Genomic DNA, 14,265 nt, shown 5'->3' on the forward strand with positions numbered 1-14,265 from the left:
ATCAGGCGTGTGGGCGACGATCGTCGTGTGCACGCCGTGACAAGATCGCACGTGCGTCACCGGGTGAGCGCACCTCACCGTGTGGGCCGCCCGCTGCGGCCATCACGCGATCGAGAAACTCGAGTCCTTCGGGCCAGCGACCCAGACCACTGGCAGCGTTGATATGCCCGTGTGCCCCGTGATCGACGAAGTGGCTGCCCCAGTCCACCGCCATGCTGTGCGCGCGGTCGATAGAAACCCATGGGTCGTCGGTCGACGCGACCACGATCGACGGGAACGGCAGGGTCTGCTTCGGCGCGGGGGCGAAGGGCGCAAGTTCGGCAGCTACGCCCGTGCGATCGACGTCGGCCGGCGCGACCAGCAAGGCGCCTGCGACCGGCCACCCATAGGGTTGCGGGCTCATTGATGCCCACCAGGCGATCGCAACACAGCCCAGACTATGCCCGACCAGGATCACCGGCGCACGCGCGGACGCAACCGCCTGATCGATCTTGGTCACCCAGCTGTTGCGGTGCGGGCGATCCCACATACCCAGGTCGATGCGCGACGTGTCGGGGCGGCTACGCTCCCACAATGTCTGCCAATGCGCTGGTCCCGAACCGCCAAGGCCGGGGACGGTCAATATGGTTGGCTGAACCGACAGATCGTAGTTGGCATGTCCCATGACGTACCTCCTGTTTCCCCGTGACGGAGGAGACCGCGGCTCGCTTTGGGGTGTGGTACACCGCGGACTCCACATGATACCTAATCCCTACTTTGTTGATGGGCAATCGTGCACTGCAGCAAATAGCGTGGAAAGTGGCGGATGCACGACGAGGCGTTGGTGTGCCTTGCGAAGCTTCGCCGCGCACGCGATAGCGGAGGCATGTCCGCCACTCCCAAACAGCGCGTCGACCAGTTGCTGGTCGATCGCGGCCTTGCCGAGTCCCGAACGCGCGCGCAGGCGCTGATAATGGCCGGGCTAGTGTTCGCGGGCGATCGCAAGGTGGAGAAGCCGGGACAGTCGCTGCCCGTCGACATGGTGCTGGATGTTCGCGGGCGCGATCACCCATGGGTGTCGCGTGGCGGAATCAAGCTGGCGCACGGCCTCGAACATTTCAGCTGGGACGTTGCCGGCGCTGTGGCGATGGATGTCGGCTCGTCCACCGGAGGCTTTACCGACGTGCTGCTGACTCGTGGCGCTACCCGCGTTTATGCGGTCGACAGCGGCACCAATCAATTGGCGTGGAAACTGCGCCAGGACGAGCGCGTCGTCGTTCACGAGCAGACCAGCGCACGCATCCTCACCGCAGCGCATGTTCCTGAGCCGGTCGATCTGGTGGTGTGCGATGCGAGCTTCATCGGTCTGGCCAAAGTGCTGGAAGTTCCGCTCGGCTTCGTGCGGCCCGGCGGACGTGCGATGGCGCTGGTCAAGCCACAGTTCGAGGCGGGCCGCGCCGAAGTGGGCAGGGGCGGGGTGATACGTGATCCGGCCGTGCATGGACGTGTCTGTGGCGAGGTGGCGGCGTGGTTTACCGCCGCCGGGTGGCAGGTCGACGGCATCGTCGAGAGTCCGATCACCGGGCCGGAAGGCAATATCGAGTTTCTGCTGGCGGCCCGACGACCATGAAACCGTCGGTGCGCGTCGCGCTTTCCGGCAAGAGCGCTGACGAGCGAAGTAGACAGGGATGAGCATGGGCGAACTGGCATCGAAGGAGCAATTGCGGATGTCGTTCGTCCGCTGCGCGGCGGTGGCGGTGCCGGCGGTGCTGCTGCTCGGGTTTCTTTCCGGGCGAACCGTACCTTCCGGCGAGCAGAACGGCTGGTATGCGGCGCTTGCAAAGCCCGCTTTCACGCCGCCGGGATGGGCGTTCCCGGTCGTGTGGTCGTTGCTGTACGTCATGCTCGGCGTGGCGCTGGCGCTGGTACTCAGCGCGCGGGGAGCGCGGTTGCGCGGGTTGGGAATCGCGTTGTTCGTGGCCCAGTTGGTCGGAAATCTCGCCTGGACGCCGCTGTTTTTCGGCGCGCACATGGTCGGCGCGGCGTTTCTGCTGATCGTTGCGATCCTCGGCCTGTCGATCCTCACGACGGTCGTCTTCGCGCAGGTCAGGCGCCGCGCGGCCTGGCTGATGGTGCCGTACATGGCGTGGCTTTGCCTTGCCGGCGCGTTGAATTGGGAGATCGGACGCCTCAATCCGGATGCGGAACGGGTTGTGCAACCGGCTGCTGCATCCCAAGTGATCCGCTGACCTTTGCTCCTGCAGGAAGAATCGCCATGCAATCCGAAAATCATCTGTTTGGCGACGTTGCCAAGCTGTTCAATGGCGCCGCCGGCACGATCGCCGGAATGGGGCGCGAGGCGGAGGCGAATGCCCGATCGCGCGCACGCGAGTGGATCGGCGGTCTCGATTTCATCGCCCGCGACGAGTTCGAGGTTGTGAAAGCCATGGCGATCGCTGCCCGCGATGAGAATGATGCGCTTCGGGCCCGTATCGAGAAACTTGAAGCCGCGCTGGTCGACCGCCCTTCTGCCTGATCTCGCCGCGTTAATCCGCCGCTGCCGCGTGCACTCCTCGGGGATGACGCGCGGCGCGGCCCATGCAATAAGATCGTGATGCTCGACGAAGCCGACCAATATTCCGAACCCGACGCTCCGCTGGATATGCTGGAATCCTATTTCCTGGCGCACGGCTGGCCGTGTGAGCGGAACGAGGACGAAATCACCGCCACCGTGAAGGGTAGCTGGACCGAATACGAGCTCCGCGCGCTGTGGCGCGAGGAGGACGGCGTCGTGCAGTTGCTCGCCTTCCCCGATGTCAAGGTCGCCGAGGGCCGGCGCGGCAAGATTTACGAGACACTGGGCCTGATCAACGAGCAGTTGTGGCTCGGCCATTTCGAGATGTGGTCGTCGAGCGGGATCCTGCTCTATCGCTGCGCCACTGCGATCGAGACGCGTGAGGGTGAGACGACGATGACCCTGCCGACCGCCGAATTGCTGGTCGACTCGGCCATTGACGAGTGCGAGCGCTTCTACCCGGTATTTCAGTTCGTGCTGTGGGGCGGGAAGTCGCCTGCCGAGGCGATCGCCGCGGCCATGGTCGAAACGCAGGGCGAGGCCTGAGCCGGTCATGCGGCTGTGGATGATCGGGTGCGGTAACATGGGATCGGCCATGCTGCGCCGCTGGATCGAGAGCGGCACGGTGGCCGCCGGTGATGTCGATGTCGTAAATCGCGGCGATCGCATGCTGCCGGGGAACGTCCGGCAGGCACGCGTTTTGCCGGACGGACCGCCGCCCGATGCCGTCGTACTTGGTATCAAGCCGCAGCAATTGGACGAAGTCGCCCTGCTGCACAGGGATCGGGTGCGCCACGCACCGCTGCTGGTGTCGATGCTGGCTGGCCCGGATCCGGCGCGCCTGTCGGCGGCATTCCCCGGCCCGGTGGCGGTGCAGACGATGCCCAACCTGCCGGTCGAACTCGGGCGCGGGGTCGTCGCGATCCACGCGCCCGCGATCCCGGACGATGCGCGCGCAGCGGTGGATCGTTTGATGGCACCGCTCGGGTTGGTGGAGTGGTTCGAAGACTCGGTGCGTTTCGCGGCGGCGGGGGCGCTGTCCGGTTGTGGGCCGGCGTTTCTCTTCCGTTTCATCGATGCGCTGGCAGCGGGCGGTGTTGCGACCGGCCTGGACCCGGACCGTGCTGCTGCGATCGCGCTGGCGACCGTCGAGGGCGCAGCAGCGATGGTCGTGGCCGACGATCGTTCGCCTGCGGCGTTGGCCGATGCGGTCGCCAGCCCCGGCGGGATGACCCGCGCCGGCTTGAACATCCTCGACGAGCCGGACGGCTTGCGCCCGCTGCTCGAACATACGTTGCGGGCGGTCGCTGCGCGCGGCGCTCAGATGGCGGGCGGCTGACACCGGGGACGTCCGCTCCGATCGATCAGCCCCGCAGCGCCTCGACCCTGGCGATCTCGTCATCGGGGATCAGGCCTTCCAGCACCGCCCAGAAACCCGTCACAGCGCCTTGTCCGGCACGCGAGTAGGCGGCCGACAGCTTCTCACGCAGCGCGTCGTACAGGCTTGTCTCCAGCTCCAGCCCGGATGGCGTCAGCCGTAACAGGCGCTGCCGCCGGTCGCGATCGCCGGCGCGCGTTTCTACCAGCCCGCGCTCCATCAATTCGTTCAGAACCCGACCCAGTGACTGCTTCGTGATCGCCAGCAACGCGAGCAAATCGCTCACCGGCATATCGGGCTTGCGGGCGATGAAATAAAGGGCGCGGTGATGGGCGCGACCCAGGCCCTGCGTCGAAAGCCCGCGATCGATCGAACGGGTGATATGCGCGTTGCCGAAGTACAGCAGTTCCAACCCGCGGCGAATCTCGGTTTCGCGGAGGAATTGCGGCGAGGCGGAATGGGTTGGGGCAGCCATGTTGACCGGCTTTGCCATCGGCCCTAGGCCACCGCAACCCCGACGCATCGACTTGCCGTCATGCGCCATCCGCGATCCTTGGAGGCCACGTCCCGTGAACTTCGTGTTCGAACCGCATCCTTCCCCCGTTCCCGCCAACGATCGCGCGGCGCGGCTGGTCGATCCCGGCTTCGGGCGCGTCTTCACCGATCATATGGTGGTGCTCCACTATTCGGAGGGCCGCGGCTGGCATGACGGCCGGATCGGGCAGCGCACGCCGTTGACCATGGATCCTGCATCCGCCGTGCTTCATTATGCGCAGGAGATCTTCGAGGGCCTGAAGGCTTATCGGATGAATGATGGCGGCCTGGCGCTGTTCCGGCCGGATGCCAACGCACGCCGCTTCAATGCATCGGCGCGGCGTATGGCGATGCCGGAACTGCCGGAGGAACTGTTTGTCGAATCGGTCGAGCAACTGGTTCTCGCCGAACGCGAGTGGATGCCGTCGGTCGAGGGTGGATCGCTTTACTTGCGGCCGTTCATGATCGCGTCGGAGGCGTTCCTTGGGGTGAAGCCCTCGGCCGAATATCTGTACATGGTGCTCGCTTCGTCGGTCGGCGCTTACTGGAAGGGCGGCGCGCGCGCGGTCTCGCTGTGGGTCAGCCATGAATACAGCCGCGCGGCGCCCGGCGGGACGGGGGCGGCCAAATGCGGCGGTAACTACGCCACCAGCCTGATCGCGCAGCAGGAGGCGATCCGCCGCGGCTATGACCAGGTCGTGTTCCTCGATGCGACGGAGCGGCGCTGGATCGAGGAACTCGGCGGGATGAACATCTTCTTCGTTTTCGATGACGGCTCGCTCCGCACGCCGCCACTGACCGGCACGATCCTGCCCGGCATCACCCGCGACTCGATTCTTGCGATCGCGCGAGCGCAGGGGCTGACGGTTGACGAGGCTCCCTACGCGCTTGAGGAATGGCGAGCCGATGCCGCGAGCGGGCGGCTGGTCGAGAGCTTCGCCTGCGGCACCGCGGCGGTGGTGACCCCGATCGGCCGCGTCGCCGGCCCGGATTACGAGTTTACGATCGGCAGCGGCGGCACGGGGCAGCTGACGGCGCATTTCCTTGAGCGGCTCAGCGCTATCCAGCGCGGGCGCGAGGAAGATTCGCATGGCTGGCTGCATCGTATAGGTTGAGCTTTCCGGCGCACCCCGCTAGGGCGCACGGCTCGTTGGGGCGTCGCCAAGCGGTAAGGCACCGGTTTTTGGTACCGGCATTCGCAGGTTCGAATCCTGCCGCCCCAGCCAGTCCGTTTTCCCGGGTCGTCCCAAGGCATCCCGGAACGTCCCGATAACCTCTGGCTGATCAACGACTTGCCGCGGGTTTGCGTCCCGGGACGTCTCACGACCGACCGTTGCAGCCCGACCCGGTTGTTGGTACAATTGTTGGTAGCTTCATCACCCATACCAACAGATTTTGGCGTCGCGGGATTCGAACCTGTTTCGGAGGCTCGACGTACCAACATGCTTACCAACATCGCGATCAAATCCTTCTCGCCGGAAGGGCGGCCGTACAAGCGGTCCGACGGCGGCGGCCTGTTCATCCACATCCAGCCGAACGGCGCGAAGCTGTGGCGATTCGCCTATCGCTTCGACGGCAAGCAAAAGCTGCTTTCTGGCGGACCTTACCCTCAGCTGTCGCTGCTGGCGGCACGAGCATGGCGCGACGAGATGAAGCAGCAGCTCGCGCTAGGGCTCGATCCATCGGAGGAGCGGCGGCAGGAGCGGGCCGTCGCGGACGCGCAGCAGAGTGGGCGGGTGCGCAACACTTTCGAACATGTCGCGCGCGAGTGGCTCGAGATCCGTCTGCTATCCTGGACCCCGCGCTACGCGGCGCTGGTCACGGGCCGACTCGAGGCTGATATCTTTCCGGTCATCGGGCCGCTCGACATCGCGCGCATCACGCCTCGGCAGATCCTCGACGCGATCCGTAAGATCGAGACGCGGGGCGCGATCGAGATGGCCCGGCGGGTGAAGAACCATTGCAGCGAAATCTTCCGCTACGCGATCCCGGACGGACGCTGCGAAACCGACCCGTGCCGCGATCTCAATCCGGCCATGTCGAAGCCGCGGCCCGTCGCGCACAGGGCGAAGGTGCAGGCGCGGGACCTTCCCGATTTCTTCGCGAAGCTGAATGCCGACAAAGGGGAACGCCTGAGCCACCTCGCATTGCGGTGGACGATGCTGACCATGGTCCGCACGCAGGAGACCCGGTTCGCCGAGTGGTCGGAGTTCGAAGGTCTGGATGGGCCGGAGCCGCTCTGGCGGCTGTCGCCGGAGCGGATGAAAATGCGCGCCGAGCACCTCATCCCGCTGCCGCGGCAAGCGCTCGATATCCTCGACGAGCTTCGCGAATTGAACGTCTGGCACAAGGCGGGCCCGTTCCGCCTCGGCCGTTTTCTCTCTCCCGTTGCCCATTCGAAGACGCTGACGATCAGTGAAAACCGGATGCTCGACATCATGTATCGCATCGGCTTGCGGGGGAAGGCGACGGTGCATGGCTTTCGCGGGCTGGCCAGCACTGTCCTCAACGAGAGTGGATTATTCGAACCAGACTGGATCGAGCACCAGCTTGCGCACCAGCCGCAGGGGGTGCGAGCCGCGTACAACGCGGCTCGCTATCTCGCTCATCGTCGACCGATGATGCAATGGTGGGCGGATTATCTCGATACGACCGAGGTAAAGGGGATGCGGGCTGCCGGGTCGATGGCAATCATCGATGCGGTCAGCCCTGCTCTTCCCGGAAGCCGATTGGGTCGTCCAGCCACCTCTGCACGGACGAAGCCTTCCATCCGACGGTCCGCTGCGTAAGCGGCACCTGTTTCGGGAACCTGCCTTCTCCGATCAACCGATACAGCGTTGATCGGGGGAGGCCGGTGCGTTGGATGACCAACGGCAGGCGCAAAAAATAATCGCTCATAAGAGCTATCCCAAAGAACTGGGTCTGCCTGCCATCCTCAACATTGCCGGCTCAGAACAGAAAAGCAAGATCGATTGCTAAAGCGCAGCTTACGATCAGGTGAGCCAGATTGACACGTCTCGAGCTTTTGCCGTCAGCCTTCCGCGGAGGCGCGGCGGATTATCGAAGCGTTCAAGGCACTTCGTGACGAGGCGGCATGATGGGCATTTCTCTGAAGCAGCCGTTCCGCTTTTTGGCAAAGCTGGTGGGGAGCGGAACGGCCGCTCTCGAGCGGTCGACCGCACTAAGCTGCCGCTCGTTCAGGAAGCGGCGCAGGGTGGCACGAACGCCCGTTGATGGGTGGAGAGCTGCCGGTCCCTTCGCCGCGGATCTCTCCGATCATTCCGGCGTCATGCTGGCCGAGCAGCGCGGCAGGTGGTCGCTCGCCGGCGGTGGTTCGCGGGCACTGCGGACCATGCTGGTCGCTGACGACGCCAATGTCGCCCTGGCGCTCGCGGCCAGCGGCGCGGGCATCGCCCAGCTTCCCGACTTTGCGGTCGCCGAGGCCCTCGCCGCGGGATAACTACGCGAGCTGCTACCCGGCGACGCCCCGCCGCCGGCCCGCATCGCGGCGTCCGTCTCGGCCGACGCCGCGCGCCCCGCGCTCGCGCTGCTCTACCACCTCGCCGCGAGCCTTTCCGGCCGGCGCTGAGAAGCCGCAGACGACCCGCAGGCAAACGGGACCGCAGGATCCGGCTACACGCCGGCCATCAGTTCACCGAGCGTGTCCACGAACGCCGCGGTTTGCTGTCCCGACAGGCCGCGCGCGAACTGCAGCGCGGCGTTTACCACCTGCGGGCGGAGCAGTTCGTTGCGCCCGAGCCGTGTCAGATGGCGGGCGAGGACGCGGGTCCGCTCGAGCGGGTCGGGCTCGATCATCGAGCGCGCCATGGCGAGTTCCAGCAGCAGCGTGCGACCGTCCTCGTCCTGCGCCAGCGAGTCGACGTCCAGGGCGACGAAGGCCTCCTCGACTGCCGCGGTGTGCTCGCTCCATCCGTTCGCCCCGGCGACGCGGGCGAAGGCGAGCAGCACGTGGGGGTCGCGGTGCGGACCGTGCTCCGCCCCGTCGGCAAACGCGACGGACGCGGCGTCGCGGGCCGCGCCCGCGAGATCGGCGGGGAACGGGGACTCGCCGCCGATTATGCGGAGGAAGGGCCACGCCGAGCCGTCCCGCTCCGCGACCTTCTCGAGCTCGAGCAACGAGGCGGCCAGCGCGGTGAGGCCCGCGCCGAACAGTCCGCCCAGACCGGTCTCGATCTCCTCCAGCCGCCCCGACCAGTCCGCAGCGAACAGGCTCCCCAATGCGTCCTCCCGACACAGGCCTCCCTCGGCGACCCCGATGCGCAGCCGCGCGGCATCGGACGCCGCGTCGTGCACGAGGCCCCTTATCGCCGTCAGCGCCGCCTCCCGCGTGTCGTCGCCATCGGCGAGGGCGAGCAGGGCGGGCAACGCGGCGTGGGCCCTCAGCCTCGTCGTGCCGACGTGCGCTGGATCCGCGCGGTCGTGCGCGAAGGCCGTCTGCGGCTCGACCAGCAGCCGCGGCGAGACGAAGCGGTTCTGCTGCAAGAGCCCGACCAGCGGCTCGAGTCGAACGTCGCCCGCGACGACGATCTCCGTGATCGCGTTGGCGTGTCCCCAGACCGTCAGCAGCTGCTCGTCGCCGCCGAGCGTCCGCCACCCAGATATCCTGCTCCCCTCGCGCGCCATGAAGCGCGCGAGGCCGGTGTAGAGCCGCCAATGGACCTCGGCCTCCGGTGCCAGCGCGCGGACCGTCCAGGCGGCGACGCGCCCACCCAAGGCGACGCCACGGTCCGGACGCGCGAGGATCAGCGACGCAACCCAGAGCTGCGTCCAGGGTGGAGCCGTGTCGAGCTGGGCCTCGTCGAGCAACGCCGACAGCGCCTCGGCGTCGAGCGAAGCGACCGCGTCGGCGATGAGAGCCGGCGGAACGATTGGGAGTCCGCCGAACCTGCGCAGCGCGACCGCCAGCCCGCGATCGGCGACCAGCCGACCGGCGGACGCGTCGAGGCCGCCGTCGAAGCGGAACAGCCGCGGGACCTGGATCATCTCGTCCGGCGCCAGATCCGTCACCTGGAACGGCGTGCGCTTGCGGAGCTTCTCCTCGAGGTCGAGATACCAACGGGCCATGCCGGCGTGCTCGCGGGCGAGGACGTGCCGGCCGCGCTGCTCCGGGGGCAGGTCGGCGAGGCTGCCGGCGAGCGCCGCCGCGTCGGCCTCCGACAGGTCCAGCGCGTCGGCGCGCTTGACGACGGCTGCAGTCCGGATCGCGGCGTCCCCGCTCGCCACCTCCCACGGCCACGCGTCGAGCCTGAGCACGGTGTCCCCGATCGCAATGGTCAGCGCGCGTCCGCCACCGTCCTCCACGAGCGTAGCCTGGCCCGTCTCGCCGGTCATCGTCTCGACCGCGCGGCCACCGGTGGTCGTGGCGGTCGCCATAGCGCGCCAAAACGACATCTCATCGAAGTCGTAGGGCGCCACGCCCATCATGCCGTGCTCGGGAAGGTCGAACTCGCGGCGGATGCGCTCGCGGGACATCAGCGGCACGCGGATGTCGTCGGGCATGGCGTTGATCGCCTTCCCGGCCAGCGTCCGCCAGAGCCGCACGTTCCTGTCGTCCGCCTCCTCCCCGTCGTCGACGAGGAAGCCCTCGATCATGTCGTCCATCGAGGCGCGGAACTCGGGCCGCACCCTGAGGCAGGGACGCACGACCTCGTCGACCAGCCAGCTGAGGAACTGGCCCTGCCGGGGATCATCGACCTTGCCCGGCCGGACCTGCAGCGCGACCAGCACCAGTCCGCCGAGATGCGTGCCGACCACGTGGTCCGAGCGGGGGTCGCCGGCCGCGAGCACCGGGAGCGGGAACAGCCCCGCCTCGAGATGGTCGACGATCCAGCGCGACGCCGCCTGCGCGTCGGCGACGCTCCAGCGCGCGTCGTTCCAGATCGAACCCAGAGCCTGGGCGACGGCGTGGCCGCGATCGAGCAGGAACGGGACCTCGCCGCGGACCTCCCGCTCGGCCGCGACGGGATCGGGCCACTGCAGCCGGCGCCGCGACCGCAGAAACTCGCCCGCCGAGCGGCGCAGGACCGCGAGGTCGCCGGTCTCGACCACCTCTCCGGCCCGCACCGCCGGTCGCATCAAGGCGGCGATCTCGTCGCCGTCGAGCGGCATGAACATCCAGCGCGCCGCCCGCAGGCGCTGCCGGAGCGCCCTCTCCCGGTCCGCGGGGAGGCGGCCGTAGCGGCCGAGCGCCGCCAGCGTCTCGACCGTCGTCGCGACACGGAAGTCGGCGTTCTCGATCGTGCTGGCGAAGCGGTCGTCGATCCAGAGGATGGACTTGCCGCCGCGCATCGCGTCGAGCAGCTGCATGAAGCTGCGCTGGACTGGATCGCGACCGGGCGAGGACACCACGGGTACGGACCGGTATGTGCCATCGTCCAGTCCCTCCGCGAGCCGCCGCGACAGCTGCACGAGCGACGCCGCCAGCTCCTCGTGCACGTCCGCGTCGGCCACCTCGCCCTGCAGCCGCGCCCTGTCGTCGGCGGACGTCGCGACGCGGTAGCGCCGGCGGATCGGATCGAGCGCGCCGGCGTCGCCGAGCGTTACCAGCATCACCGAGTCGAGGTTGACCAGGCTGCCGGCTGGCGGGACGGCGCCCGCGGGCTCCGGATCGACCGTGGTGCCGAGCGCCTCGCGGATCAACCGGCGCCGTTCCGGCGCACACGGGGCCAGCGCCTGTTCGATCAGCCTGGATAGGTTCAGCGTCGCCGCCGGCTCGCCGAGGCCCTCCCAGAGGACGGTGAAGCCGTCGAGCTGCGGCTCCTCGGCGATCACGACGTCGCCCGCCTCGACGAGCGCGAGGGCGGCGCGCGCCGCCGCCACCCGGCCCGGCTGGGGCAGCTCGAGGTCGCTCCTCATCGCCAGCAGCGCGTTCAGCGTGTCGGGTGCGATGAAGATCGGGCCGAACGCGCGCTCCACTACGTCCAGGATGTCGAGGCCGTGCGCGGTGAGCAGCGCCGTCACGTCGGCCAGCAGCGTCACGTCCTCGCGCGCCACTGGCCAGGCGTCGTCGTCGTAGCGCCGGCCGTAGCGCGTCGAGAGGATCGAGGTCCGAACTTCCGGCGCCGGCGGATCGAGCAGCGGCCGGAGGTAGGCGAAGGGCATGGCCGCGTGCCGCACGCCGGCCAGCAGGTGCACGGGCAGGTGGCCGTTGGCGTACTTCTCGAAGACCTCCTCGATCTGCGCGTTGCGCTCGTTGGCCCACTCGATCACCTCGTCGATGCTGAGGGTCCGGACGCCCGCGTTGCCGTCGGCGCCCAGCCGGCTCATCCTGCTGACCAGCGTGCGCTGCTCGGCGTCGAGCCGGAGCCTGCTCGCGAGGGCGAAGGTCGCCGCCACGAGCTCGTCGGGCGCCGCCGCTGCGATCTGTCGCGCGATGCGGGCCGCGGCCTCGGGGTTAGTCGAGGCCACTGCGTTCGCGAGAAGGAGGTGGCTGGCGGTCGGGGTGCCCAGCCGGTCGGCGTTCCGCTCATACATCGCCAGCGCGGCGGGCTCGGCGCCCGTCGCGATGTGCAGCTCGATCGAGCGCCAGATGTCGCGCGGCTGGCGCGTCGCCTGCGCCAGCAGCAGGCTCGTCGAGCGCGCGGCGACGAGCTCGCCGGTGCCAGCCTGGCACTCGGCACGGAGCCGCTCGAGATCCGCGGGAAGTCGGCCGCCCGGGAATGCGTCGACCATCCCTACCGCCTCCAGCACTTCGCCCCACCGGGCGTTGCGGTAGAGCGCATGGGCGGCGACCCCGATCGCCTCGCCGGTCGCGATCCGACCCAGCAGGAACGGGGCGGCCTTGACCGCCGTCCTGTGCCAGCCGCCGTCGAGGAGCAGCTGGGCCGAGGCGAGGATCACGCGCGGATCCCCACCTGCGTCGAGCTCGGACTCGAGCAGCGCGGCGATCGCCCTGAGGCGCGCCTTCCTGCCGCGGATATCCAGCGCGCGGCGCAGCCGCAGCCAGGGATGTCCGGGGGGGGCGTCGCCGCCAGCCTCCCGCCGCATCTCCATGTCGAGGACGGACGCCCAGTAGTCGTAGAGCGAGGCGTGGCCAGCCGCTGTCAGCGCCTCGCGCGCGCCGTCGAGGAGCCGGCGCGCGAGGGAATGCTCGCGCCGGTGGTTGGCCAGGGCGACGCGGACCAGCAGGGTCTCGAAGTCGTCGGGATCGTCCGCGATGACGGCGTCGCAGCGCCGCTCGGCCTCGACCTCGTCGAAGGGGAGACCGCGCGAAACGCACCACCCGATCATCGGGATCGGCAGCTCGCCGGTCGTCTCGAGTCCGGCGATCCGGCCGACGAACTCCTCGCGCCGCCACGGCATGCACGCGAGCGTGCCGAGCTGCCACATGAGCGCCGAGGCGTGATCCTCGAGCGAGGGGTTGGCGGCGAGCTCGCCGAACATCCGCTCTGCTGCCTCGAGGTCGCGGCGGGCCTCGTCGGAGACCTTGATCAGCGGCACGTCGACGGGCTGCGGCCACTCGCCGAGCGACACCTCGACCGCGTCCGACATCGCCGCGTGGAACCGGCAGACCGCCAGCGCCTGCCGGCAGGCGCGGGAGTCCGAATCGCGCTGGACCGCGCGCTCCGCATAGGCCGTCGCGGCCGTGCGCCCGCCCGCGGCCAGGGCGGCGATCGCCGCTATCCGGAGGGTCTCTGCGCTGGCGTCCTCGGCGTCGGCGAACGGCGCGATCTCGCCCGAGGCGTCGGCCGGCGCGCCGAGCCGAAGGTGCGCGATCGCCCGGATCTCCGCGAACTCGGCCTTGCCGGCCGCGTCGATCGCGGCGAGCGCGGCCTCCGCCCCGACGGCCTCGAGGAGCAAGATGTGCCGCTGCCGCTCCGATGTCCCGTCCAGCGCGTCGGCCTCGTCGAGCAGCGTCCGGGCGCGATCGGCGTTTCGGCGGATCAGCAGCCCGGCGAGCATCCGCTTCTGACCCGCCAGCACCTCGGGCGCCGTCGCGCCGGCGACCGGACCCCTCAGCATCGCCTCGAGCTCGCCTATGACGGCGGCGACCTCGCCGCGCCGGGAGCGCCGGCGCAGCTCGGCGAGCTCAGCGCTCTCCGCCTGGTTGAGCCGCGCGACGTAGCCGCCGACGACGAGCGCGCCCTGGTCGCCGCGCTGCAGGTCGCGCACGAGACCGGTGAGCGGGCCGACCGGCTCGCCGATTAGCTTCGAGTACCAGTCCTGTCCGAGATGGGCGCGCACCACCGCGGGCGCTGCGGGAAGGCGGTCGTAGATCGCGTTAGAATCCCAGACTTGCAGCTCCACCCCGAGAGCAGCGAACTCTGCGGTCAGCCGGATGATCTCGTCCGCCGCCGCCCGTGACTTGATCGGGCATCCGACGAACAGGATGAAGCGCCGGACATCGAGATCGCGCCAGTGCGTGTCCCAATGGTCGGTGAAGTCCTTGGCCGCCTTGCTGAGCTGAGCCTTGCCGAACGTCCGATAGGCCTTGCTCTGACCGACCTCGAGCCACGGCGCGGGCTCCCCGCGATGGAAGGCGATGTGGTCGGCGCCGAACTGCGGCTGCCCGTCCGGTCCGTAGAGCTGCGACCCGTAGATGTCGGGCTGCGCCTCGTGCAGCGCACGGACGAGATGCTCGAACGGCCGCGAACCGAGCGTGTGGAAGCCGTGCTCGTCGGCCGCGCCTCGCGTGACCCTGGGGATGTTGGAATTGTCTGGCATCGACGTCGCTACGGCTCTGATCCCCCGGCGACCGGCGCATGGTGCGCCGGCCGGCATTCATTGTAGCCGGCCGGCGCCGATGTGGAACGGCGAACCGCTTGAAACGGGTGAAAAA

At 68.7% G+C, this 14,265-nt stretch carries 12 protein-coding genes and 1 tRNA gene; 9 read left to right on the forward strand and 4 right to left on the reverse strand.

Translation table 11 applies throughout. The features are described from left to right. Window position 1 precedes the first annotated feature (1 nt). Complete coding sequence (locus tag ASE95_RS15290) at window positions 2-664, reverse strand: RBBP9/YdeN family alpha/beta hydrolase (RefSeq protein ID WP_056638167.1); 663 nt, start codon at window positions 662-664, stop codon at window positions 2-4. A gap of 201 nt (window positions 665-865) precedes the next feature. Between ASE95_RS15290 and ASE95_RS15295 the strand changes: the two genes are divergently transcribed. The 5 genes from ASE95_RS15295 to ASE95_RS15315 all read left to right on the forward strand — a co-directional run bounded on the left by ASE95_RS15295 (window position 866) and on the right by ASE95_RS15315 (window position 3,893). Continuing rightward, the gene (locus ASE95_RS15295; protein WP_056638722.1) at window positions 866-1,609 is read left to right on the forward strand and encodes a TlyA family RNA methyltransferase; all 744 of its coding nucleotides are present in this window, start codon (window positions 866-868) and stop codon (window positions 1,607-1,609) included. 64 nt (window positions 1,610-1,673) lie between these two features. Further along, window positions 1,674-2,228, forward strand: a complete 555-nt coding sequence (locus ASE95_RS15300; RefSeq protein WP_056638725.1) for a TspO/MBR family protein — start codon at window positions 1,674-1,676, stop codon at window positions 2,226-2,228. 26 nt (window positions 2,229-2,254) lie between these two features. Next, window positions 2,255-2,515 carry an accessory factor UbiK family protein gene (locus tag ASE95_RS15305; RefSeq protein ID WP_056638170.1) on the forward strand — a complete coding sequence of 87 codons (261 nt, stop codon included), beginning with the start codon at window positions 2,255-2,257 and terminating at the stop codon, window positions 2,513-2,515. Between the two features lie 72 nt (window positions 2,516-2,587). Further along, window positions 2,588-3,100, forward strand: a complete 513-nt coding sequence (locus tag ASE95_RS15310) for a YbjN domain-containing protein (protein WP_443025469.1) — start codon at window positions 2,588-2,590, stop codon at window positions 3,098-3,100. Between the two features lie 19 nt (window positions 3,101-3,119). Continuing rightward, on the forward strand, window positions 3,120-3,893 hold the full coding sequence (locus ASE95_RS15315; RefSeq protein ID WP_327196730.1) for a pyrroline-5-carboxylate reductase family protein: 774 nt from the start codon (window positions 3,120-3,122) through the stop codon (window positions 3,891-3,893). Window positions 3,894-3,918: 25 nt separating this feature from the next. Here the strand turns inward: ASE95_RS15315 and ASE95_RS15320 are convergent, their stop codons facing one another. Further along, on the reverse strand, window positions 3,919-4,407 hold the full coding sequence (locus tag ASE95_RS15320) for a MarR family transcriptional regulator (RefSeq protein ID WP_056638728.1): 489 nt from the start codon (window positions 4,405-4,407) through the stop codon (window positions 3,919-3,921). Window positions 4,408-4,501: 94 nt separating this feature from the next. Here ASE95_RS15320 and ASE95_RS15325 point away from each other — a divergent pair, with 94 nt between their 5' ends. The 3 genes from ASE95_RS15325 to ASE95_RS15335 all read left to right on the forward strand — a co-directional run bounded on the left by ASE95_RS15325 (window position 4,502) and on the right by ASE95_RS15335 (window position 7,255). Next, complete coding sequence (locus ASE95_RS15325) at window positions 4,502-5,581, forward strand: branched-chain amino acid aminotransferase (protein ID WP_056638181.1); 1,080 nt, start codon at window positions 4,502-4,504, stop codon at window positions 5,579-5,581. Window positions 5,582-5,617: 36 nt separating this feature from the next. After that, window positions 5,618-5,692 (forward strand) — tRNA-Gln (locus tag ASE95_RS15330). Between the two features lie 216 nt (window positions 5,693-5,908). Further along, window positions 5,909-7,255, forward strand: coding sequence for a tyrosine-type recombinase/integrase (locus ASE95_RS15335; RefSeq protein WP_082450184.1), 1,347 nt, complete (start codon window positions 5,909-5,911; stop codon window positions 7,253-7,255). On the opposite strand, the gene ASE95_RS17370 is transcribed toward ASE95_RS15335, so the two are convergent. Beyond that, window positions 7,170-7,364, reverse strand: a complete 195-nt coding sequence (locus ASE95_RS17370; protein ID WP_082450185.1) for a helix-turn-helix transcriptional regulator — start codon at window positions 7,362-7,364, stop codon at window positions 7,170-7,172. The genes ASE95_RS15335 and ASE95_RS17370 overlap by 86 nt on opposite strands. Window positions 7,365-7,560: 196 nt before the next feature. On the opposite strand from ASE95_RS17370, the gene ASE95_RS15340 reads away from it, so the two are divergent. Further along, entirely contained in the window at window positions 7,561-7,926 is a 366-nt protein-coding gene (locus tag ASE95_RS15340; RefSeq protein WP_056638184.1) for a LysR substrate-binding domain-containing protein, read from the forward strand. A 173-nt stretch (window positions 7,927-8,099) separates the two neighbouring features. Here the strand turns inward: ASE95_RS15340 and ASE95_RS15345 are convergent, their stop codons facing one another. Further along, entirely contained in the window at window positions 8,100-14,150 is a 6,051-nt protein-coding gene (locus ASE95_RS15345; RefSeq protein WP_056638188.1) for an HTH domain-containing protein, read from the reverse strand. Window positions 14,151-14,265: the final 115 nt, after the last annotated feature.

Source organism: Sphingomonas sp. Leaf231, from assembly GCF_001421995.1.
Lineage (GTDB): Bacteria > Pseudomonadota > Alphaproteobacteria > Sphingomonadales > Sphingomonadaceae > Sphingomonas.